We start from the raw sequence: 21,641 nt of genomic DNA, 5'->3' as shown, positions 1-21,641 counted from the left end.
CAATGCCAATCCTCCCCGACCTGCTTCAAGCCAATCTGAACATTGTTTTCTGCGGTACAGCCCCCGGCACGGTATCCGCCCAGCGCGGCGCCTATTACGCCAATGCGGGCAATGCATTTTGGCGTACCTTGTCTGAAGTGGGTTTAACGCCGCATCAGGTTTCACCGAAAGATTTCCAGGGCATCACTCAATATAAATTGGGGCTGACTGATCTCGCCAAGCAGGTATATGGTGCAGACAGTTCATTGAAAAAATCGGATTTCGGGCCTAGCCAATTGCGTGAAAAAATTCTGCACTTCAACCCTAAAATTCTGGCTTTCACCAGCAAGCGTGCCGGGCAAGAGTTTCTGGGTTGTAAAGTACAGTGCGGTTTACAGCATGAAAAAATTGGCAACACAGTGCTGTTTGTGTTGCCATCGCCTTCTGGCCTGGCGCGCAGTCATTGGAGCATAGCGCCTTGGCATGAGCTTGCAGCTTTAAGCCGGTGATGCCGTGGGGCGAACCACAATTTCACTGGTGTCTACATCGCTGGGCTGATTGATGACATGTGCGATTGCAGTTGCAATTGCCTCAGGTTTCAATGCGATTTCGCGGAAGCTTTTCATCGCTGTTGCTGCAGCGGTATCCGTAATGGTGTTGGCCAATTCCGATTCCACCACACCTGGATAAACACAGGTCACGCGAAGGCGGTCATTCTCTTGACGCAAGCCGTCAGAGATCGCCCTGACCGCATACTTTGTAGCGCAATACACCGCACCGGTCGGCACCACATAAAGTCCACCAATCGAAGAAATGTTGATGATCTGTCCACTCTTCTGTTCATTCATGATCGGCAAGACAGCTGCAATCCCGTTCAGCACGCCCTTGATGTTGACATCGATCATTTGATTCCATTCATCTGTTTTCAAAGCATTCATCGGCGAGAGCGGCATGACTCCAGCGTTGTTGACAATGACATCGACACCACCATATGTTTCAATCGCCAAGTCAACAAGCGCCTGAAGGTCGGCCTGTTGAGTTACGTCGACTTGTTGGTATACCACCTGACCGCCATTCCACTTCAAGTTGTCTGCAATGGATTTAAGTCGGTCGGTACGTCGCGCACCCATCACGATTCGATGACCTTGTTCGCTGAGTAATCTTGCCGTTGCTTCACCAATGCCGCTGCTTGCGCCAGTGATTAAAATTGTCTTGCTTGCCAACGATTGTTGCATCTCAGAACCCCCTGAATTACGTTGAAAGTTGAGCTTCCATAGTAAGGATTGGGCTTGATTGCGAAAATGCAGATTCCTCTTGGAGTATTGCCTAGAAGTATGTTTTTAATATTCCTACAGACTGCGAGTAATATCGTTAACAGGCAAGTGGCACACTCGCGAAGGTGGTTGATATGACGGATGAATTATTCGGGTTGCGACACCCTCGCATGGTGGCCATCACTCAACAATTGGCGACCACAGAGGGGTATTCTGAGTCAGCACTAAGCGGCGTTACATTCATGCGCTGCAACGGGGCATTGGCCAGAATGCCCGCGCTGTATGAGCCAAGCATCGTGATTGTGATTCAGGGTACAAAACATGGATTTCACGATGGGAATATTTACACCTACGATGCAAATCATTACTTGGTGGTGTCTGTCCCCCTTCCGTTTGATGTTGAAACCCAGGCCACTGCAGAGAAGCCGCTTTTGGGTTTGATCATTCGTGTGGATTTTGAACTGGCCGCTGAGCTGTTACTGGATTTGAAAGAGTCTGTTGTGGATCAGGGTGAAGCGGTGCCGCCTTTGTTTGCATCCCGAATGGATGCAAAGCTGGGTGACTCAGTCTTCAGGCTACTTGAAATATTGCAGTCTCCGACCGAGTCACGCGTGCTGGGTTCTTCTGTCATCAAAGAAATCACATACCGGGTTTTAACAGGCGAGCAGGGCAGAAGCTTGCGCCTTGCCTTTTCATCTGACAGCTATTTATCGCGGGTGGCAAAGGTATTGAAACTGATTCACTCAAACTACCATTGTGCACTCGATGTGGCTACTTTGGCTCAAGAAGCCAATATGAGCGTTCCTACATTTCATGCGCACTTCAAGTCGGTGACATCAAGCACGCCAATCCAGTACATCAAGGCAATCCGGCTGCATCAGGCCCGACTCATGATGATCAGAAAAGGCATCAGTGCTGCCCAGGTGTCGGCCATGGTGGGCTACGAAAGTCCGTCACAATTCAGTCGGGAATTCAAACGATACTTCGGCCGCACACCTGTGCAGGAAAGTCAGTACAGCCAATCCATTTTGGCGTTGTCTTGAGCCTAGTAATACAAAAACTCCAAGGCTTCTTTCAATCGATCGCCTGTTGTTCTCATCCGTTCCCAACGTTCCATGGTCACATCGCCTTGCCGGAATTCGCGGAAGAAGTCGTTTGAATCAAGCTGGGTCATCACTGCTTCAATATTGCCCGGCATGCTGTTTGAAAACCCGAACTTCTCGCGCAGCATTTTCATGCGCTGATCCATCGACTGCGCTTCTTCTTGCGCCGCGCTGGAAACCTGGACTGGCGAACGGGGTGTAACCAGTATCAATACGGAACGTTGCAGGTCGTTGGTGCGTTTGTTGGAAAACAGGTATTGCAAACCGGGTACGTCTTGCAGACCTGGCACGCCATCGCGGTTGCTGGCGCTCGATTTCTCGCTCAGACCACTCAACACCAGTGTGTCGCCAAGGTTCATCACCACGTTGGCATTGGCGGTGGTTTCACCAATTTCAATTTGGTAGGCCACGCGCGGGTTTTCGGTGGTGGCATTCAGGTTGGTGCGTTGCGCTTCCACTTTCAGTTGTATGCGGCCTTGCGGTAAAAATACAGGGGTTACGGCCAGCTTGATACCAATTCTTTTTTCCAGTGGCACCACTGTGGTACCACCCTGCACACTGGTGGATACAAAACCTGCACTCAAATTCGTGCCCGAGAAAAACTCGGAAGGCAGGCCTTCGATTGCAGCCAGAGTGGGGCGTGCCAGCACTTCGTTCAGCGAGCTGTTGGCGTTCGCGATGTTCAGTGAATACGACAGGGCGGGAATGGTCACTGCCCGTGTAATCGCTGTGCTGACATCGGCTGGTCCGCCGTTGGTCACCGTTGAATTGTTCACCCGGGAATAAGCGGCCACATTGCCCGCCACATTGCCCAGTTGCAGGGTGAGTGCGTTCAGCAGGTTCACGCCCTTGGATGTAGAAATCAATTCCTGGGTCGACAGCAAAATGACATCAATCAACAGCATGCGCGGGCCGCCGGCGGGGTCTTGGGCTGCGGGTGCTGCGGCTGGCGTTTCAGTGGCAGTGTCGGGCTGAACCTCTGCGGGTGGGCGCGGCGTTGGGTAGGGAATGGCAGGCAAGTCGAATGCTTGCGCAAGTTGCTCTGGCTGCTGTTTCAACGACACCTTTTGGTTGCTGTAAAAACTTTTCCATTGCGCAACACGGCGGTCCGCGCGTTCAACTTCTGGTCCGGTATTGTTCAGGTTTTTCAACACATCACGCATCACATTGGCACGCTCGAAGTCTGCGCACGAGGCGTACACGGCAATGCTTGAGCGAATGAATCCATGCGACAACTCTGTCGCAACCTTTCTGAATTGTGTGGCCATGGCACAGGCGGTTTTTGCATCGCCCGTAACATATGAAGCCACCATGAGGCCGTAAATGGACACGGCACTTTCAGGCGTTAACAACAGCACTTCCGAGAATGCGCGCTTGGCTTTGTCAAACTGCTTCAGGTCCATTTGGGCCAGGCCCAGAAACTCTTGGGCAATCCAGTTGCTGGGGTCGATGCGCAAGGCTTGTTCATAGCCTTCCATGGCCATTTCGCCTTTTTGTGTGTCGCCCTGGCGCGCTTGCAGGTGGTACACAAAACCATTCAGAAAATGCAAGTGAGAATTTCGTGGGTCAAGCTGCAAAGCCTCGTTCACGGCGAAATGCGCCTCGGGCAATTCAAGGCGTTTGATGTATTGCACCGCTTCGGTCACTTTGCTCAGCATTTCCGAATCGCGCATGTCGGTAGGCACCAGCGGTACCTCTTTCACCATGTCAACGAAGGAACGCGCTGCGTTGTCCTGTGCGGTGGCAGGTTGTGCAATACACACAGCCAGTGCCACAGCGGTGGCCAGTTTACGAAGGCGCATGTTGGGAATGAATGTGTTCATGATTTAGCGTGGTCCTGTGGATGTAAATGTGAGTCGGTCCATGGATGATCCAGCCCGCCCGCGCATACAACCCAGTTTTTCACCGGGGGTTACTTGATATACGCCGGGGCTACCGCCACCGCCACCATAGGGGCCATACTTTCTGCCTGTGTTGGTGGTGAAGCTGACTTGGTCAACCAGGCTACCGCTGCGGTAATCAACCCGCACAATGTATTGGCCATTTGGCAAAGTCACGTCCGCTTGCCAACCGTCGCCCCCACCCTGGCGGGGTGCCCAGCCACTGGGGTATTTGAATTGCACGCGATCAACTACACGGCCAGCACCGATCCGAAAGCCGGTCACATATTCGTTTTTGCAGGTCGCCATGTCGCTCCAGAAACCACCGCCGCCACCGCCGCCTGCGCGGGCTGGGCCCGACACTTCAACTTTGTCGCTTGACGTGGGTGAGGCATTGCGGCCTTCCAGTTCTTCGCCGTTGTCAAACCAGTGGGTAATTGCAGTTTCGTAGTTTTCTTCACCGAATACTCGGCGCAAATCGGAGTAGCGCGCCATGTAGCTGTACAGGCTGAAGTTGGGGCTGCCCTGGCGGCCTTGTTCAATGCCGTAGTCCAGCCAATGCCTGGTCACACACAGGCGGTCGCCCAGTTTGCAAAGTTTTTGTACATCGGTGTAGCGGTGCCAGTAAAACGAGGCACCAAATTCAGGGCTGCCCTGGCGCCCTTCCTGGAATCCGTTGTCTGCCCAATGCGTAGCCAAGTCAACTTTGGCTTTCACCACGTCCTGGTTGTTGTCGTAGTAAAAGTCCCAGTCAAACACCGAAGCGGCAAAGCGTGGGTCCGGTGCCGGTTTGTGTTTCTTTTTCTTACCCAGTTTTTTGAATGCATTGCCTGCGTCGTTGAAGGCTTTGTTCACTGAATTCGTGCTGGTGCTGGCCACATTGCGTGCGGCGTCTTTGGCTTTGTTGTATTCCCGTTCCGCTGCTTCAGCCTGCTTTTTCGCTTCTGCTTCCGCGGCAGCGGCCGCATTCGAAATTTTCCTCAGTTCGGCATTGGCAGCATTGGCGGTATAGCCACTCAGGCTTTTATATTCACCCGCAATTTTTTTGTAGGCCGCTTCAAGCTGCGCACCAATGCAACCCTGAATTTTAGAGGGGTCTACGTTGGCACCGCCTTGCCCTTCGAAAACCTGGGCAATGTTGGTACTGGCTTCAATGGCCACACTGGTTTTAATTTCAAAGGGGTTGACGCAGCTGGGTGGCACTTCAATGCTCAGGGTGTTTCCACTCATGGTTACATTGACAGCCTGACCCACAAAGTTGCCACGCATGCTGATTTCCTGCGAGCGTTGGTCCACATCGGCCAATGCTTCCATTTTGACCTTCACGCGGCCCAAGGGCCCGAGTTTCAAATCAATCATTTCTCCGGCTACACCATGCAGGCCTTCCATGCCTGCAGAAGCATCCAGCCAGCCCATTTTTTGACCCAGAATATAGGCGTCACCTGCCAGCCGCATCCACGGGCCTCCGTCGGCCAGGGGGCCAAGCAGGGTGATATTGAAATTGTTGGGGTCGGTTGGGAATGGCTTGGTGTTGTCGCCGAAACGGTATTCCTTGGGCGGGTTGGGATTTCGCACCTGGAATACAGACAGTGGTTTGGTCACTGTCAGCAGCATGTTTTTGTACGACTCAATGTTGCGAATGAAGCCGCCACCATAGGGGGCAAGGCGGGCATCGGGTGTGGCCATTGCAAACATTACACGGGCATGGTCTTCCAGCGTGAAAGCGGGGGGCGTGGCCATACGGAACGTGAAATCGGTCAGGTCCATCACACCGGCCGGGTTCAACGGTGTTTGAAAATGCGTGATGATTTTCTTGTTCGGTACAGCGCGGTAAATGGCATTGCCTTTGAAGCCAAAAGTCAGTGCGTTGTTGACAAAGAATGTGGCGTCGGTCAGGTCCATTTCAGGCATGCGAAGTGGCAGCCGGGCATTCGGTTCAAACTGAAACTCAATGAATGCCTCGGGCGACAGGGCGTCTGCACCTGCTTTTTTCATGGTATCGCCGTGGCTAATGGCCGTGGCCATACCAGCGCCAGCACCCGCACCACCCACCAGGTCGGTGGGAATGGGCATGACTACAGCAGCACGCAGGGTTACGTCATCGCCCTGTACACCAAAACCTTGCATGGCCAGTTTAATCGCACCGCCCAGGTCGGCACGCGCAGCCAGTTGTACGCCACTTGCGAATGCAAGCGAGTTCACATTGAAATATTTCTCACGCACGACCTTTTGCAGGCTGGGTGGCATTTTCACGGTGTCCAGCGCAAAGTCGCTGGTTGATATGGAAATGATGGGTGCGCTCAGCTTGGTGCCGCCCATCAGTTTTTGTACGTTTTCTTTCAGCAGGTGGGGCATTGCCAGTTCTTTGTCCAGCACCACCAAAAAGGTTTGCTGTGCAGTGTTGCTGGTGAAAAAGTAAAGTTGAACCGGGCCTTGCTCGGTGAAATAACAACCCTTTAGCCCGCCGCCGCAGCTGGTTTGTTTTAAGGCACCCACCATGCCCTGCAATTGCTCTTTGGCATTGTCCAAAGGCAGTGCGCCCAACATGTTTCTCAAAGCGGGAGATATTTCAGGTATGTTCTGCGCATGGGTTGGTGCGTTAAACAGAACAACGCTTGCGAGTATCAAGCTCGCCTTGGGCAGTGTGCGATAAAATCGGTTCATGGATTGGTAACGCTTATTCTGATTGGTAATACCCGAACTGGCGGGTTGCGTACTTGCCGTGTGTGTATGCTGCACATCCACCGGCTTATCATTCCATGTGCCGTGTATTTGAATTGCTTGAATACAAGCTGAAACCGGGAACTACTCGGGATATCACGTAAAAAGGTGACATGTGTTTAAGGGTGTTTTGATGAGTTTCCTGGTTCGAATGTGTATGGTTGTGTGCGCGGCCTTGCCGCTCTCGTTTGCTTCTGCAGCAGACACTGCCCAGCCCCTGCAAACCATTCAGTCCCTGGATGTACCCCGCTATATGGGCACCTGGTTTGAAATTGCCAAGTATCCCAACCGTTTTCAAAAGCAATGTGTGCGCAACACCAGCGCCGAATATTCATTGCAAAAAGACGGCACCGTGAAGGTATTGAACCGTTGCCAACTGGCCAGTGGCGATATGGAGGAAGCGCAGGGGCAGGCCCGTCAACTTGGGGGTGTGAAGTCGCCCAAGCTTGAAGTGCGTTTTGCACCCGCCTGGTTAAGTTGGCTGCCCATGGTGTGGGGCAAATATTGGGTCATCGACCTGGATCCTGAATACCAAATGGTAGCCGTCAGCGAGCCCAGCCGTGAATACCTGTGGGTATTGGCCCGCACGCAACAAGTGGACAAAGCGAAATACGATGCACTGCTGCAACGCTTGAAAGCCAAAGGGTTTGATTTGAACAAGCTAGAGCTTTCGCCGCAGGGCAGCTAAGCATGCGCCGGTTAAATCCAAAGAAGCTGCTGCTCAGCAAGTGGACTGCAGTGAAGCCTGTGAACAAGGAAAAACATTTTCTGATTCGCAGTGTGGTGAGGCCGGAAAGCGACCACTTACCAGTGGAGCAGTTTGAACTGGAGGCTGTGCATTCGGGCAGAACACAAATTATTCACTGGCGGGATTTGCAAGATGAAGACCAATGGTTGCAGGGGTGGAAGTAGTTCATTTCCACCTTCCGTGTGCCTCAATTACCAAGCCCCTTGGGCCGTGCACTTCATTCTGGTTTGCATATGCCCAGTTCAGTGCTTTGCACATTTCGTCTGAAAACTCGTTTTCGTTTTGCTGGTGCAAATCCATGAATTGCTTGGAGGCCACCATATTACGCAGTTCCTCAAGCAAGCCTGGTTCGTTGATGTAACGCACCACACCATGCACATAGTTTTCAACTGATTCGGCCACGCAGTAGTCTGCGAGGCCAAGCGAGGCAAGAATGTCGTAGTCACTTCGTGAATGTGGCTCGGCACCAATCAGGCTGATTACAGGAAGACCCAGTACCATGCAGTCGATGGTGCTTGTGGCATTGCCAAATGGAAATGGGCTGAGTGCCAGGTGGTTCTGGTTCAGTAAATTCAAGTACGCCTCATAGCCTGTGCGGCGGGCCACCACTGCCGTGGGAAAGTATTGCAACAAGCGGCGTTCGGTCGACAAATGCCCCACGCCATACTCGTTGGGGAAAAACATGAAGCGTAGCGGCTTGGCCGACAAGCGTTCAATTTCCTTCAACGCGGTAATAAATCCGAGGTTAATCTTCATGGTGTTGCAGGGCACTGCTATCGAAACTACAGCATCATCGAGTACGGGCGAAGGCGGTAGCTTCAAGTCTTTGTGGGCCTCCGCGACATTGCCGATTTCGCTTTCCAGAATCAACATGTTCTCGTTCACTACACCTGGGCCGCCGAATACGCGGCTGGTTACAAACGCCACGTCCATTTCGCTGCTGAAACTGCTGGCGGGGTGGCCAAAGCTCATGGCTTGTAGTGGTGCCCAACGCAGGTTGGCCAGTGAAATTCCCCACGAGCGCATGCCCACGCTCATGAACCAGGCAATGTCGGGTGTGCACTGGTTTAACACCGGTTGCAGGTTCATTTCTTCTTCGGGTACTTCAATGAACTCATCGAACAGGCTGATGGACTGTTCATCTACATCGGCTTGCATCGACACCATCACCATGTAGTAATCGTTTTTCAGGCGCTTGATCATGGGCGCATACCAGCGGTACATGGCGTGCACTGACTTGAATGTTTCGGCTATCACCGCCATCACGGGTTTGTTGTCGATGTTGCCGCTGTGCCGCACGCTGCCATTGGGTTTGGCCTGAATGCCTTTGGCCTTGTGCACACGCTTGAACCACAGGTTCAGGTGCTTTTTGATTTCATGTTTTTTAGGTGATGTGCTGTAGCTGCACAACATCCAGATATTCGAGATCAAGGCACGGTACTGGTCTAGCGGGCGCAGTGCACTGTAAGGGTTGTACTCTTCCAGTAGAAAGGTGCGGCCTGCATCGCCGGTTACGGTCAAGGGCAAGCGGTCGAGCAGCAAGCCGATGGCCAACAGCGCCGAGGTCTCGGTGCTTTCCAGTGTCAGTTCCACCAGGTCGGCTGGGTCCAGGTCGCCCACGTTGGCCAGTAATAGCGCACGCACCAACGCCGGGTTGTCGGTCAGTTGTTTGGCTTTGCGCTCATGGGCTTTGTTCAACAACAGTTTCAGTACCGCGCGGTTGTTGCCATAGCCCGACACCTCGAACACATGGCTCATGAAGCGCTTTTGTTTGGTCAGCACCAACACGCTGTTCAAGCTGAGCTCGTGTTTCAGGTCGGTGAGCACATTCACATACAGTGCGGCAAAACGGGTGCAAAGTTCAGTCGTGCCTTGAATGCTCAGTTGCATCAGGCTTGCATAGGGCTTGTTTTGACATTCATTGACCAGCACGGCCAGTTGGTGGATGGTTTTCTCTGTGTCTTGCCGCTGTATGTAAACGCCACTTTCAATGGCTTGCAGTTTGGTATCAATGTCATCAAACAGTGGTTTTAGTTGTTCTTCCAGGCTGGCTGTGGTCATGGTGGGAAACATCTCGAACTTAAAGTTGAACGGTACGGCCAGTGGCCGAGGCTTGCGCAATGGCCTGGCTCAGCGCCAAGCCTTCTGCTGCAACGCCCGTAGACAAGGTGTAGGCATTCAGTTTTTCATCGCGCATGGCTTGCGCAATGTCGGCGTAGTAGTTGGCAAAGGCCTCGATAAAACCGGAAGGGTGCCCAGCCTTGAAGCGGTTGTAGCGGGGCTGCGCGGTTATTTCACTGCCAGTCGAAATTCGGTCAAGCAACATGCGGTTGCCGGCTTCATCGGCGGCCTCAATCATTTCCGGGCTTTCCTGGTGCCATTGCAAGCTGCCTTTGCTGCCGAATACCCGAATGCGCAAGCCATTGCGGTAACCCAGCACGGCTTTGCCGTACCACGCATTCACCATCAAGTTGTTGCTGTACTGGATTACGGCGTCCACTTCATCAATCAAGCCAGGCGCCACGTTGGTGATGGCGCGTTGCCAGGCATTCACGGCAAGTGGCGTGTTGCCGCACACAAAGTTCACCAGGCTGTGCAGGTGTACAAACAGGTCGAGCGATACGCAACTGATGTCGCCGTCTTCAAGCCGCCAGGCCTGAATGGCGTGGGTTTTTTTCTGGTTGCTCAGTCGCATGTAGGAGTCTTGCGGCATTTCAACCATCACCTTGAATACGCTGCCAATGGCACCACTTTCCACGCGGCGTTTCATCTCGCGCACGGCGGGGTAGCCCGTGTAGTTGAATATTGAAAACACTTGGGTGTTGTCGGGTTGAATACGGGCCAGCAATTCTTTGCACTCTTGCACATTGGCCAGCAGGGGCTTGTCGGAAATAACCCGCAAGTGGTGATCTAGCGCCAAGTGAATGTACTGCGCATGCGACTTGATTGGCGTGGCAATCACCACCGCGTCTACCTCATTGGCCACCGCGTCAATCAATGCTTCCGCACTGGGGTAGAGCTTATTGGCGGGTACATTGTATTGGCGACCCGACTCTGCATTGAATTCCGGGTTGCGGCTAAAGCACCCCGCCACCAAGTCAAATTCATTGTCCATTTTCATGGCAATTTCATGCACACGGCCCACGGCCGAATTGACGCCGCCGCCAATCATGGCCACCTTGATTGGTTTGTGCAGGGGCTTCAGTGATGTAGCTGGGTTTTTCATAGTCAATGTCCTTTGCGTGTGGCTTTAACCATTGAAGGTGTAAAGCCTGCGCTGTGTGGCGTGGCTGGCCAGTGTTTGAAGTTCGGCTGCGTTGGCGCAGCGTGCAAACAGCAGGGCCATGCGGCCCACTGGGCTGGGGGCAATCAAGTCGCCCGTGGCGGCAATGGGAACCCAGCGCTCCATGTGCACCGGGTGGTTAAAGTGCAGGTGCTGCAACAAACCTTCGTGCGGCAAGGTCAGGGTGTGGCGCAAAATAAAATTCTGTTTCAATGGGCCGGGTGCGGCACGTTGACCCAAAAAGCCTTTGGCGTAACTGGCCACATAAGGAAAGCCGGTTGAAAGTTCGATCAACTGGCTGTACAAATCACCGGGGCAGCGGCGGGTAATTTCTACCAGCCAGAATTGATCGCCCTTCAGCAAAAACTGGGTGTGCACCAGGCCGTCGCACAGGCGCAGGCTTTGTGCCAAATGTTCAATTTCACGGCGAATTCGGGTGTGTACCTCGACCGGGAAGTCGATGGCCAAGTGGCTGGTGTCAACCACAAATCGGTTGGCCGAGCCATGTTCGATCACCACAAAATCTTGCATCACGCGACCATTCACCACAAAGGCCGAGTGGCTGTACAACTGGCCTTCCACGTATTCCTCGACCAAACAATCGCCACTTTTCGATTCGGCCTTGGCCGTACCGATTGCTTTTTGCAGTTGGCTGGTTTCACCGGCTTGTACCACCGTAATACCTCGACCGCTGTACGCATCTACAGGTTTGACAATCACGGCGCAGGCGGGCGTTTCATCGTTGCCAAACACCCGTGGCACCGACAAACCTTCGCGTTGTGCGTAGTTGCGAAACTTCTGTTTGTGGTTGATGGTTTCCGTAGCCTCCAGCCGGTCGATGCCGGGAAAATGCAGGGTTTCCGACACTTCGGCGCAGGAATAATACGAGCGGTCGTTGCAGCCCGGTACCAAATATTCAATGCCCAATTGGGTGCACAAATCGGCCAGTGCGGCGGGGTTGGAGTAATCCAGTTGCTGGTAGCCCGGCGTGGCCTTGGCCAGGAAGTCGTTGGGTTTGCCACCCGCAAAAACTACCGTGTGCCCGGCGTTGCGCAGGGTGTTCAGGATAGGCCCCGATGAAAAATTGGTGTCCACCAACAGCACTTTAGCCACGGCTGGCCTCGTCGATAATCACACAGATTCGGGCTACGTCTTCCAGCGACAAGTCGGGGTAAATCGGCAGGCACAGCACTTGTTCAGCCGCTTTGTGGGCATTGGGCAAATTACGCGGTGCCGCCGAGGGCAGGCCACGATACATGGGCATGCTGCTAATCAAAGGGAAAAAATACCGGCGGCCATTCACGCCGTGTTCTTGCAAACGGGCGTACAGCGCGTCGCGTGTAATCGGGTAGTGTGCATTGACAAAAATTGGAAAGTAAGCGCCATTCCATTGCACATTTTCAGGCACAGCCATGTGTTCAATGCCGGGCACATTGGCCAGCAGTTCACGGTACAGGGCTTGTATGCGGTGGCGTTTTTCAATGGCCTGGTCTACATACTTCAGTTGCAGCATGCCCATGGCGGCATTCAGTTCGCTCATTTTGCCGTTGATGCCAGGTGCCATCACAGTGACCTCATCGGCAAAGCCAAAGTTTTTCAGGTAATCAATGCGTTGCTTGGTTTTGGTGTCTTTGCACACAATGGCACCGCCTTCAAAGGTGTTGAACACCTTGGTGGCGTGCAGGCTAAGTACCGACAAATCACCCGCATTCAAAATGCTTTCGTCGTTTTGCTTCACGCCAAAGGCATGGGCTGCGTCGTAAATCACTTTCAGGCCATATACATCGGCAATGCGTTGAATTTCGCTGGTGTTGGCAGGCAAGCCATAGCAGTGCACCGGCAAAATTGCACTGGTTTGCGGGGTAATGGCTTCTTCAATGCGGCGGGGGTCCAGGTTCAGGGTGATTGGGTCCACATCCACAAACACGGGTTGAAGGTCGTTCCACAGCAGGGAATGGCTGGTGCACACGAATGAATACGGGGTGGTGATCACTTCGCCCTGAATGCGCAGGGCCTTCAGCGCGGTCATCAGGGCGATGGTGCCGTTGCAAAACAGGGAAATGAACGGCACGCCCAAATGCTCACACAGCGCCTTTTCAAGCTGTTGGTGGTAGGGGCCGTTGTTGGTCAGGGTTTTGCTGTCCCAAATCTGTTCCAGGTAGGGAATGAACTCCGCAAGCGGCGGCAGCGCTGGCTGCGTCACATAAATTTTCCGATGGTCCATACCCAAGCCTTTCTATTTGATTTTCCTCATTATCCCGGCTGGGTTGCACAATCATTTGTTAAATATCAGGCCTCTTTCCCCTTCAGAAAAATGTTTTCCCCCATTCAGGCTTGCTATAGTGGCGCATTGAATTTGGCCCAAGAACGGCCTCTTATCTATCTATTTACCGGGAATTCACCATGTTTGTTGCCGGCAACGGTGTGGGTTGGCTTGAGGCCGTTATCTTGGGGCTGATCCAGGGGCTAACCGAGTTTTTGCCCATTTCATCGAGTGCGCACCTGCGCATTATTGGCCCCATGTTGCCCTCGGGGCTCGACCCTGGCGCAGCCTTCACCGCCATTACACAACTTGGAACCGAACTCGCGGTGCTGGTGTATTTCCGCCAAGACATCGCCCGAATTTTTCTGGCCTGGTGTGCATCGTTCAAAGGTCATTCTTCTCTTGATTCGGATGCGCGCTCAGATGCCCGCCTGGGTTGGCTGGTGATTGTGGGTACCCTGCCCATTGCAGGGCTGGGGCTGTTGTTTCAGGACTTGATTGAAACTTACCTGCGCAATTTGTACTTAACCGCCATCATGTTGATTGTGTTTGGTTTAATTCTTGGCGTCGCGGACAAGGTGGGCAAACGCCAAACTGAATTGCGCGACATGACCTGGCGCGACGGTATTGTGTTTGGTTTTGCCCAAGCGCTGGCGTTGATTCCCGGTGTCAGCCGTTCCGGCGGCACCATCACCGCAGGCTTGTTGATGGGTTACACCCGCGAGGCCGCAGCGCGTTATTCATTCCTGCTGGCGGTGCCAGCGGTGTTTGCTTCCGGCTTTTACCAGTTGTACAAAAGCTGGGGTGTTGCTGGCCCTGTCAGCCCGGCCAATACCGCGCTGGCCACCTTCATTGCCTTTTTTGTGGGCTACGCAGTCATTGTGTGGTTCTTGAAAATTGTCAGCACACGAGGCTATGGCCTGTTCGTGGTGTACCGTGTGGTGCTGGGTGTGGTGGTGTTGGCGCTGTTGGCCGCAGGGGTGTTGCAGCCGCTGTAAAGTTGCAAGGAAGCAGTATGCAGGTGTTGTGGTTCAAACGGGATTTGCGTTTAAGCGACCACATGCCGCTGTTTGAGGCCATGCGCAATGCCAAGCACCACGGCTTGGTGTTGCCCCTTTACATTCACGAACCCAGCCAAATTTTAGATGCGCACACAGCGCGCCAGCACCAGTTGTTTGTGCATGAATGCCTGGACGACTTGCAGCAACAGTTTGCCAATGTAGGCGGCTACCTGCACGAAGAACTGGGTGAAGCAGTCGATGTATTGGCCGCCTTGCACGCCCAGTTCAAATTCACCCACCTGTGGGCGCACCAGGAAACCACACAGTTTGCACAGTACCAACGCGACCGCGCCGTTGCCGCGTGGTGTAAAAGCGCGGGTGTGGTGTTTCACGAATTGCCGCAAAACAATGTGCAACGAGCCCGGGGTGACAAGGCGGACTTTCAAACTTACTTGAATCGCGCTGCGCAAGAAGAAATCAAGAACCCGGCTGGGCGCAATCTGCAGGCTTTTTTCGCACCCAGGCCACCCCCTGTTTTGAAGCGTTGCAATGTGCCCAATGCAGCCGGGGAAGACAAACCCCTGCGCATGAAAGGGGGGCGAATACAGGCACGCGCAGTGGCTGCCAAATTCTTCACCCCAGCAAAACTGAAAAGTTACCCCTTCTCCATTTCCAGCCCCTTGAAAGCCTGGAATGGTTGTTCGCGCCTGTCGCCTTACCTGGCCTATGGTGTGGTTAGCGACCGCGAGGTGCTGCAAAAACTGAACGCGCTGGTGAACACCGTGCACGGGCAGGGTGATTCGGTCTCGATTTCAAAAGTAGAAGATGCTGCCCGGTTTTATGTGGACAGGCTGATTTGGCGGCAAGGCTATTTGCAGCAGTTGGAAAACCACACAGGTTTGGAAACCGATGCTTTTTACGGTGATGAGCCTGCAGAAGTGAATCAGGAATTTCTGAACGCCTGGCAGCATGGCCGCACAGGCTTTGCCTACATCGACGCTTGCCAGCATTTTCTACAACAAACCGGCTGGCTGAATATGCGGGCGCGGGCCACGCTGGTGTCGTTCGCATGCGTGCAACTTGGCCTGCCTTGGCAGCCTGTGGCTTTGTATCTGGCACAGCAGTTTCTGGATTTCGAGCCTGCCATCCATTACGGGCAGGTGCGCATTGCCTCAGGCACTAGTCACTTTTCACAAATGCTGGTGTACGACCCATTGAAGCAGCAGGCCGAGCAAGATCCCAAAGGAGAGTTTGTAAAGCGCTGGTTGCCTGGGTACGGCACGGCCGGTTACCCGGCGCCCATCATCGACAATGCGGAATCGCTGAAGCAGGGCAAGGCACGTTTGCATGCCATGCGGCAGAACAGGCTTTTATAACTTGGTATTCCCCCGAAGCCCCGCACTGACATAGTCATGGAACAGCCTGCGCATTTCCTTAGGCCCGTCAGCCTGCGTGGCCAGTGGCAGCAAGGCTTTGTCATGCATCACCATGGAAAAGTCGGCCAGGCCATGAATGGCTGTGTTCACCGCCAAATGGATTTTGAATCGCAGTTGAGTTTCCGAATACTGCGGCAACATCTTGAGCAAAGTAGGTGCGAACACGGCCATGTAAGGATTGAAGAAGCGGGTCAAAAAGCGTTGCCCCTGTTCGCCGGTTTGCCAGGTCAGACGCGACAAAAACTGAATACAGGTGGCCCCGGTTTGCCCACTGGCGAACAGTCTCAGAAATGGGTCAAAAATCAGTTCGCTTAAGGCTACCAATTCCTTGTGTTCGGGCAAGCCGCGCACAAATTCTGCATGGGCCTGCTTGCAATACACATCCAGTTGGGCATTCACAAACTCCACGACTTCTTCCACCAATTTGTCTTTGGTCTTGAAGTGATAGTGCACCGCCGAGCGGTTGCTCTGACCCGACAACAGGCGAATACGGCTCAATGTAACCCCTTCGATGCCGTGCTGCGCAAATTCATTCAGTGCAATCCGTAATAGCTGTTCCCGAGTATCAACAACAGGTGCGGCGTCGGCAGGTTTGTTCATGTGTTTGTTTTTGTGAGTAATTTTCCACTTGCCTGATTTAATACCTTGGTATTAATCTAGAATGATTAAATACAATATAACCATAAAATCAGGAGACATGCGTGAAACTTTCACAAGTATTCACCGCAGCAATCACTGGCCTTGCACTGGCCGTGTTGGGGGCTTGTTCGTCTGAAGACGCACGCACAACAGCCAACCCGGCTGCTTCGCCTGCGGCCAGTGGCAATGTGCTCAGCAGCGGGTCACTGCTGCAAGCCATGGGTGGCACTGAAACTCCTCTGGGTTTGGGTTGCGGCTGGATTGCTGCAAGCGATCCTGACAAAGCCAATATTGCGTTTCCCGACAGCGAAGCCAAATACTGGGTGGCTGCAGCGCCTGTTTCACCGCAAACAAGGTTACGAATTGATGGTCGCTACCCCGATGCACGTTACTTTTCATACAACGCGTATGATGCAGCCCTTCGCCCAACCGACGCGGTGGCCGACTTTGAGTTGACCCCCACCGAAAACGGCCGCGAGGGCAACCCGTTTGCGCGCAAGGGTGCCCAGCCCGGTGGGGCCTACACGGCTTATCTTGAATATGGTCCCTCCCCGGTTCAAAATCCGGATGTGCAGCGCAAGCCCAATACCTTTTACACGGGCGAAATTGGCCTTGGCCCGCTGAACATTCCGAACGCCCTGGCCGTGTTTATCTACCGCGTGTATGTGTCGAACACTGGCGAGTTTTTTGATGGCGGTGTGGGCTTGCCCACCTTGACGCTTGAAACTGCAGATGGCAGCCGCGAACTGGGCACCCTCCCGAACTGCGCGGAACCGTTGTTGCCCAATGCGGGCGGTGCTTTGCCACCCCTGGGTTTGAATGAACTGTTGCTGGGTCTGGATTACCCCAACCAACTGGCGCTGTCTTTTCCCACAGCCACCAATCCGCCAAACACGCTGAAGTTTTTTAGCCTGGGTGACACCGCATTCCGAATTCTGGGCAATGTGACCGGGCAAGACACCAGCATGCTGGGTGGCCGGGTTGATTCCGGTTCAGGCGGCTTTTTAAGCAATGTACACAATGCCTATACCAGCACTGGTTTTGCGCGGCGCTATGGCAGTATTGCCATGGTGCGCGCCAAGGCACCCACGTATCGCGGCCAGCCGGGCGTAGAGTTTGGGCAAGAGCAGTTGCGTTACTGGTCGTTGTGCGGCAATGAATTTGCAACCCAACGTTTCACAGATTGCGCGGCCGACTTTCAGGTGCCACTGGATGAGCAGGGATTTTTCACGGTGGTTATTTCCGACCCGGCCGACCGGCCAGCCAATGCCACTGCCGAAAACGGATTCTTGTGGTTGCCTTGGGGCCCATATCCTGATCAACTGCTGTTGTACCGCCACATGCTTCACAACCCGGAATTTGAAGAGGCCATACAGAATGTGGACAAGGGTGTTGCATTGGCGGAGGTGATGAAAGATTTCGCGCCTGTCGGCATTTATTGCGACCCAAACGTTTTTACACAAAGCAATCGCAGTGGCGAGGTGTTCGCCCTGTGTGAACAAGATCAAAACACCAATCGATAAAACTATCCACAAGGAGACAACGAAATGGCAGTGCAAAAGTTAAAACACGGGTTGCTGGCTGCAGCAATCATTTTGGGGAGTGGTGCAGCGCTGGCCAATGACCTGTCTGAACTGGGCAAAAGCCTGACCCCGGTGGGTGCCGAGAAAAAAGGGAACGCTGCGGGCACCATTCCTGACTGGACCGGTGGGTTGGTTACAGTGCCCAAGGGTTTCGACCCGGCCAAAGGTTACATCAATCCGTTTGCTGATGAAAAGCCGCTGTTTACCATCAGTGCTGCCAATATGGACCAGTACAAAGCCAACCTGACTCCCGGGCAGATGGAAATGATGAAGCGTTACCCCACGTACAAAATGAATGTGTACAAAACACATCGCACAGCGGGTTATCGCCAATCGGTGTATGACAACGCCAGAGCTGAAGCGCCCAATGTGAAGCTGGTGGATGGTGGCAATGGCGTGGAAGGCATCAAGAAATCCAATATTCCGTTCCCGATCCCCAAGAGTGGTGTTGAGGTCATCTGGAACCACAATTTCCGGGATTTGGGTGGCTCATTCACGCGCTATTCAGCAGATTTCCCTGTACAAACCGATGGTTCATTCACAGTGGGTAAGCGTATTGAAACCGTGTCCCTTGCTTCTTACATGGACAATCCTGAAGAGAACCGGATTCTGTACTTCATGAACCAGATCACTGCACCCGCCAACGCGGCCGGTGAAGTGGCTTTGGTACATGAGCCAATTAACCAGGTTGCAGAGCCCCGTTTGGCCTGGCAGTACAACCCAGGACAACGCCGTGTAATTCGTGCGCCTGAGCTGGCTTACGACTCACCCGGTATTGGTGCCGACGGCTTGCGTACGAACGACGACTTGAACGGCTTCAACGGTTCACCCGATCGTTACGAGTGGAAGTTGGTGGGCAAGAAAGAAATGTACGTGCCTTACAACAACTACAAGTTGGCCGATCAAACGTTGAAATACAGCAACATCATTCAGAAAAGCCATGTGAATCCCGACATGGTGCGCTATGAGTTGCATCGCGTTTGGGTGGTCGAGGCAACATTGAAGCCAGGTAAACGACATATCTATGCCAAGCGTGTGTTCTATATTGATGAAGACTCATGGGGTGTGTTGCACGCTGATCAGTACGATAGCCGAAATACTTTGTGGCGCGTTCGTGAGGTGTTCGGTACGCAGGCTTACCATGCTCCCGCGTTTGCATCCTCCGGCGAGGTTATTTACGACTTGCAGTCGCGCCGCTACCTGGTGGGTGGTTTGACCAACGAAGAAAAGTTTGCCGAGTTTGGCAAGAAGTACTCGCCTGCTGACTTCTCAACGGCCGCCCTGCGCCGTATGGGTCGTTAATCCAGCAGTAATCAGCGATAATCGCGGTTTGAATGTTTCAAACCGCGAGTCGCCCCATGGCCCTTCGAGCCACTGTTTACAAAGTTCAACTGGATGTGTCCGATCTGGATCGCAACCACTTCGCCCAATACCCACTTACGCTTGCATTGCACCCTTCGGAAACTGAAGAGCGAATGATGGTTCGCCTGCTGGCATTTGCCATGCACGCCGGGCAAGACGTTCAGTTCGGGAAAGGTTTGTCGGCGGAGGATGAAGCTGCGGTGTGGGAAGTGGACCCCACTGGTCAAATCAAGGTGTGGATTGATGTGGGCCAACCCGATGAAAGCCGCATTAAAAAAGCCTGTGGCCGTTCAGACCGTGTGGTGATTTATTGCTACACACGCTCGGCTGAAGTGTGGTGGAAACAAAACCAGGACTGGTTGAACAAACTGGACAAAGTGCAGGTGCTGCAGCTGAGCGTGGAAGATGGCGCAACTCTGGCCGGGCTGGCCCAACGCAACATGAACCTGGCCTGCACCATTCAGGAAGGCACGGTGTACCTGGGTGAGGCGGCTGTACAGCCTGTCATCCTGAAGCCCTGATTATTTGCCCTTGTAAGCAGTTGAAATGGCCTGCGCAAAATCACGGCCAATTTCACTGCTGACATGAATGCTGCCACTGTCGCTGTCTTCAAGATTCTTGTTGTTAAAGACGTCTTCATCCAGCTTCCCTTCGCTTTTTGCAACGATCAAAGACACCACCGCATCACCACTGACATTCACCGCAGTGCGCAGCATGTCAAGCAGGCGGTCAACACCCAGAATCAAGCCGATGCCCTCCAGTGGCAATCCCACTTGTGAGAAAACCATCGACAGCATGATCAGCCCGACACCGGGCACTCCCGCTGTGCCGATTGAGGCCAGTACCGACATCATGATCACGGTGAGGTAGCCTGCAATACCCAAGTCGACACCGTACATGTTTGCAATGAACACGGTGGCTACACCTTGCATGATGGCCGTACCATCCATGTTGATGGTGGCACCAAATGGCACTGTGAAAGAGGCCACTGAATTGTTTACACCCATGCGTTCGGTCACGGTACGCAAGGTCACTGGAATGGTGGCGTTGGAGCTGGAGGTACTGAATGCGAATACCTGTACATTGCGAATTTTCTTCAGAAAAGTCGCAGGGCTAAGGCCTGAAAAAACTCGCAGGACAAGCAGCAGGGTCACCAACAAATGAAACAGCAGCACACCCGCCAGCACAAGCACATAGCCAATCAGTTGAGTGAAAAGTTCGACGCCCAACTCGGCCATGGCTTTGGCCAGCAGACAAAACACAGCGTAAGGTGCGAGGGCCATGATGATGGTCACCATCTTCATCATCGCCTCATTCAGGATTTCAATCAGTTCAATCAGCTTGGTGGCTTTTCGCCCCACCAGCAAAAGGCTGATGCCGAACAGAATCGCAAAGAAAATGATTGATAACATTTCTCCTTGTGCCATTGCATTGATGGGGTTCGTGGGAATGATGTTGATGAGCACGTCACTGAGTGGCGGTGCTTCACGTCCCGTGAAGTTCGCATCACTGCTGGCATTCATGCCCTCGCCAATACCCAATCCCCCGGCAATCAAAATGGCAGTGGCAATGGCCACAGCAGTAGTCATCACATAGAAACCAAACGACTTGGTGCCGATTTTCCCCAGCAACTTCACATCGCCTATACCGCACACTCCGCAAATCAGGGAGAACAGAACCAGTGGTACCACCATCATGTTCAATGCATTAATGAACATTTTGCCCACGACATGAAACAGTCCGCCAGTGATGAACTCTTGTACGAAACTGCCCTCTGAATTCAGGCCAGAAAAGTTGATTGCCAGACCAACAACAATGCCCAGCGCCATGCCCACGATCACTTTGACTGTCAGGTTCATGTTCCCACTCCACTTGCTAGTTCAGGCTAAACTATAACAGCACATGAAAAATCAACATTTTGGACGCCCTGCATGTACTTTGATACGACCCAGATCAGCCCCCGTGAAAACTATCAGTTGCTGACTGGTGCAGTGGTGCCACGACCCATCGCCTGGGTTAGCACGCTGAGTGAACAAGGCATCGCCAATTTGGCACCCTATTCATTTTTTACTGTCGCCAGTTGCAAGCCACCCGTGCTGTGCGTGGTGCAGGTGAACCCGCGCGACCGCAGCGAGAAAGACACCCTGACCAATTTGCAAACCACAAAGGAATGCGTGGTGAATATTGTGAGTCATGTGCTGGTGGATGCGATGAACACCAGTTGCGGCGACTACCCACCCGAAGTGGATGAATTCGAAAAGGCGGGTTTGAAAAAATCGCTGAGCAAAGCGGTGACAGCACCCGGTGTGGAAGATGCAATGGTGCGTTTTGAATGCAATTTGCGCGAGGTCAAGCTGATTGGCGAAGGC

Annotated in this window: 19 protein-coding genes; 10 read left to right on the top strand and 9 right to left on the bottom strand. The window is 53.3% G+C overall.

The window, feature by feature from the left end; genetic code table 11:
- The first annotated feature begins 2 nt into the window (after positions 1-2).
- Positions 3-488, top strand: coding sequence for a mismatch-specific DNA-glycosylase (locus B4N58_RS11595; protein ID WP_291749476.1), 486 nt, complete (start codon positions 3-5; stop codon positions 486-488).
- Here B4N58_RS11595 and B4N58_RS11590 read toward each other — a convergent pair.
- Entirely contained in the window at positions 477-1,214 is a 738-nt protein-coding gene (locus tag B4N58_RS11590; protein WP_291749473.1) for an SDR family oxidoreductase, read from the bottom strand. The two genes, B4N58_RS11595 and B4N58_RS11590, sit on opposite strands and share 12 nt — an antisense overlap.
- A gap of 173 nt (positions 1,215-1,387) precedes the next feature.
- Here B4N58_RS11590 and B4N58_RS11585 point away from each other — a divergent pair, with 173 nt between their 5' ends.
- Entirely contained in the window at positions 1,388-2,296 is a 909-nt protein-coding gene (locus B4N58_RS11585) for an AraC family transcriptional regulator (RefSeq protein WP_291749470.1), read from the top strand.
- A gap of 2 nt (positions 2,297-2,298) precedes the next feature.
- Here B4N58_RS11585 and B4N58_RS11580 read toward each other — a convergent pair whose 3' ends face one another.
- Both B4N58_RS11580 and B4N58_RS11575 read right to left on the bottom strand, forming a co-directional pair.
- Complete coding sequence (locus B4N58_RS11580) at positions 2,299-4,179, bottom strand: secretion protein (RefSeq protein WP_291749468.1); 1,881 nt, start codon at positions 4,177-4,179, stop codon at positions 2,299-2,301.
- Between the two features lie 3 nt (positions 4,180-4,182).
- The gene (locus B4N58_RS11575) at positions 4,183-6,900 is read right to left on the bottom strand and encodes a jacalin-like lectin (protein ID WP_291749465.1); all 2,718 of its coding nucleotides are present in this window, start codon (positions 6,898-6,900) and stop codon (positions 4,183-4,185) included.
- 190 nt (positions 6,901-7,090) lie between these two features.
- Here B4N58_RS11575 and B4N58_RS11570 point away from each other — a divergent pair, with 190 nt between their 5' ends.
- Both B4N58_RS11570 and B4N58_RS11565 read left to right on the top strand, forming a co-directional pair.
- A complete protein-coding gene (locus B4N58_RS11570; RefSeq protein ID WP_291749463.1) occupies positions 7,091-7,645 on the top strand; it encodes a lipocalin family protein in 555 nt (184 codons plus the stop codon).
- A 2-nt stretch (positions 7,646-7,647) separates the two neighbouring features.
- Complete coding sequence (locus B4N58_RS11565) at positions 7,648-7,869, top strand: TIGR02450 family Trp-rich protein (protein ID WP_008247296.1); 222 nt, start codon at positions 7,648-7,650, stop codon at positions 7,867-7,869.
- Between the two features lies 1 nt (position 7,870).
- On the opposite strand, the gene B4N58_RS11560 is transcribed toward B4N58_RS11565, so the two are convergent.
- From B4N58_RS11560 to B4N58_RS11545, 4 genes are read right to left on the bottom strand one after another with little or no spacing between them, the layout of a single operon-like run.
- The gene (locus B4N58_RS11560) at positions 7,871-9,766 is read right to left on the bottom strand and encodes a hypothetical protein (protein ID WP_291749460.1); all 1,896 of its coding nucleotides are present in this window, start codon (positions 9,764-9,766) and stop codon (positions 7,871-7,873) included.
- A gap of 19 nt (positions 9,767-9,785) precedes the next feature.
- Entirely contained in the window at positions 9,786-10,931 is a 1,146-nt protein-coding gene (locus B4N58_RS11555) for a Gfo/Idh/MocA family protein (protein WP_008247299.1), read from the bottom strand.
- Between the two features lie 24 nt (positions 10,932-10,955).
- Positions 10,956-12,101, bottom strand: coding sequence for an ATP-grasp domain-containing protein (locus B4N58_RS11550; protein WP_008247302.1), 1,146 nt, complete (start codon positions 12,099-12,101; stop codon positions 10,956-10,958).
- Entirely contained in the window at positions 12,094-13,212 is a 1,119-nt protein-coding gene (locus tag B4N58_RS11545) for a DegT/DnrJ/EryC1/StrS family aminotransferase (protein ID WP_291749455.1), read from the bottom strand. The genes B4N58_RS11550 and B4N58_RS11545 overlap by 8 nt, the downstream gene beginning before the upstream one ends.
- Positions 13,213-13,391: 179 nt before the next feature.
- Between B4N58_RS11545 and B4N58_RS11540 the strand changes: the two genes are divergently transcribed.
- Positions 13,392-14,249, top strand: a complete 858-nt coding sequence (locus B4N58_RS11540; protein ID WP_291749453.1) for an undecaprenyl-diphosphate phosphatase — start codon at positions 13,392-13,394, stop codon at positions 14,247-14,249.
- Between the two features lie 23 nt (positions 14,250-14,272).
- Positions 14,273-15,628 carry an FAD-binding domain-containing protein gene (locus tag B4N58_RS11535; protein WP_291749449.1) on the top strand — a complete coding sequence of 452 codons (1,356 nt, stop codon included), beginning with the start codon at positions 14,273-14,275 and terminating at the stop codon, positions 15,626-15,628.
- On the opposite strand, the gene B4N58_RS11530 is transcribed toward B4N58_RS11535, so the two are convergent.
- A complete protein-coding gene (locus B4N58_RS11530) occupies positions 15,623-16,288 on the bottom strand; it encodes a TetR/AcrR family transcriptional regulator (protein ID WP_291749446.1) in 666 nt (221 codons plus the stop codon). The two genes, B4N58_RS11535 and B4N58_RS11530, sit on opposite strands and share 6 nt — an antisense overlap.
- 101 nt (positions 16,289-16,389) lie before the next feature.
- Here B4N58_RS11530 and B4N58_RS11525 point away from each other — a divergent pair, with 101 nt between their 5' ends.
- From B4N58_RS11525 to B4N58_RS11515, 3 genes are read left to right on the top strand one after another with little or no spacing between them, the layout of a single operon-like run.
- Positions 16,390-17,850: a hypothetical protein gene (locus B4N58_RS11525; RefSeq protein WP_291749443.1), complete on the top strand. Its 1,461-nt coding sequence runs from the start codon at positions 16,390-16,392 to the stop codon at positions 17,848-17,850.
- A 24-nt stretch (positions 17,851-17,874) separates the two neighbouring features.
- Positions 17,875-19,212 (top strand): DUF1329 domain-containing protein, encoded by a 1,338-nt coding sequence (locus tag B4N58_RS11520; protein ID WP_291749441.1) that lies wholly within the window; start codon positions 17,875-17,877, stop codon positions 19,210-19,212.
- A gap of 32 nt (positions 19,213-19,244) precedes the next feature.
- Entirely contained in the window at positions 19,245-19,793 is a 549-nt protein-coding gene (locus B4N58_RS11515) for a YaeQ family protein (RefSeq protein ID WP_348680725.1), read from the top strand.
- On the opposite strand, the gene B4N58_RS11510 is transcribed toward B4N58_RS11515, so the two are convergent.
- Complete coding sequence (locus B4N58_RS11510) at positions 19,794-21,131, bottom strand: dicarboxylate/amino acid:cation symporter (RefSeq protein ID WP_291749438.1); 1,338 nt, start codon at positions 21,129-21,131, stop codon at positions 19,794-19,796.
- 72 nt (positions 21,132-21,203) lie between these two features.
- On the opposite strand from B4N58_RS11510, the gene B4N58_RS11505 reads away from it, so the two are divergent.
- Positions 21,204-21,641: flavin reductase family protein (locus B4N58_RS11505; protein ID WP_291749435.1), on the top strand; the 438-nt coding region annotated here is incomplete at its 3' end.

The organism is Limnobacter sp. UBA3528 (assembly GCF_002377005.1).
Lineage (GTDB): Bacteria > Pseudomonadota > Gammaproteobacteria > Burkholderiales > Burkholderiaceae_B > Limnobacter.
This window is presented reverse-complemented; position numbering and strand designations above follow the sequence as displayed.

Bases quoted from the DNA above. Each gene is read 5' to 3' on its own strand.
- B4N58_RS11575 (WP_291749465.1), bottom strand. From the start codon at position 6,900: ATGAACCGATTTTATCGCACACTGCCCAAGGCGAGCTTGATACTCGCA.
- B4N58_RS11510 (WP_291749438.1), bottom strand. From the start codon at position 21,131: ATGAACCTGACAGTCAAAGTGATCGTGGGCATGGCGCTGGGCATTGTT.
- B4N58_RS11585 (WP_291749470.1), top strand. From the start codon at position 1,388: ATGACGGATGAATTATTCGGGTTGCGACACCCTCGCATGGTGGCCATC.
- B4N58_RS11555 (WP_008247299.1), bottom strand. From the start codon at position 10,931: ATGAAAAACCCAGCTACATCACTGAAGCCCCTGCACAAACCAATCAAG.
- B4N58_RS11580 (WP_291749468.1), bottom strand. From the start codon at position 4,179: ATGAACACATTCATTCCCAACATGCGCCTTCGTAAACTGGCCACCGCT.
- B4N58_RS11560 (WP_291749460.1), bottom strand. From the start codon at position 9,766: ATGACCACAGCCAGCCTGGAAGAACAACTAAAACCACTGTTTGATGAC.
- B4N58_RS11570 (WP_291749463.1), top strand. From the start codon at position 7,091: ATGAGTTTCCTGGTTCGAATGTGTATGGTTGTGTGCGCGGCCTTGCCG.
- B4N58_RS11590 (WP_291749473.1), bottom strand. From the start codon at position 1,214: ATGCAACAATCGTTGGCAAGCAAGACAATTTTAATCACTGGCGCAAGC.
- B4N58_RS11565 (WP_008247296.1), top strand. From the start codon at position 7,648: ATGCGCCGGTTAAATCCAAAGAAGCTGCTGCTCAGCAAGTGGACTGCA.
- B4N58_RS11530 (WP_291749446.1), bottom strand. From the start codon at position 16,288: ATGAACAAACCTGCCGACGCCGCACCTGTTGTTGATACTCGGGAACAG.
- B4N58_RS11595 (WP_291749476.1), top strand. From the start codon at position 3: ATGCCAATCCTCCCCGACCTGCTTCAAGCCAATCTGAACATTGTTTTC.
- B4N58_RS11515 (WP_348680725.1), top strand. From the start codon at position 19,245: ATGTTTCAAACCGCGAGTCGCCCCATGGCCCTTCGAGCCACTGTTTAC.
- B4N58_RS11545 (WP_291749455.1), bottom strand. From the start codon at position 13,212: ATGGACCATCGGAAAATTTATGTGACGCAGCCAGCGCTGCCGCCGCTT.
- B4N58_RS11520 (WP_291749441.1), top strand. From the start codon at position 17,875: ATGGCAGTGCAAAAGTTAAAACACGGGTTGCTGGCTGCAGCAATCATT.
- B4N58_RS11540 (WP_291749453.1), top strand. From the start codon at position 13,392: ATGTTTGTTGCCGGCAACGGTGTGGGTTGGCTTGAGGCCGTTATCTTG.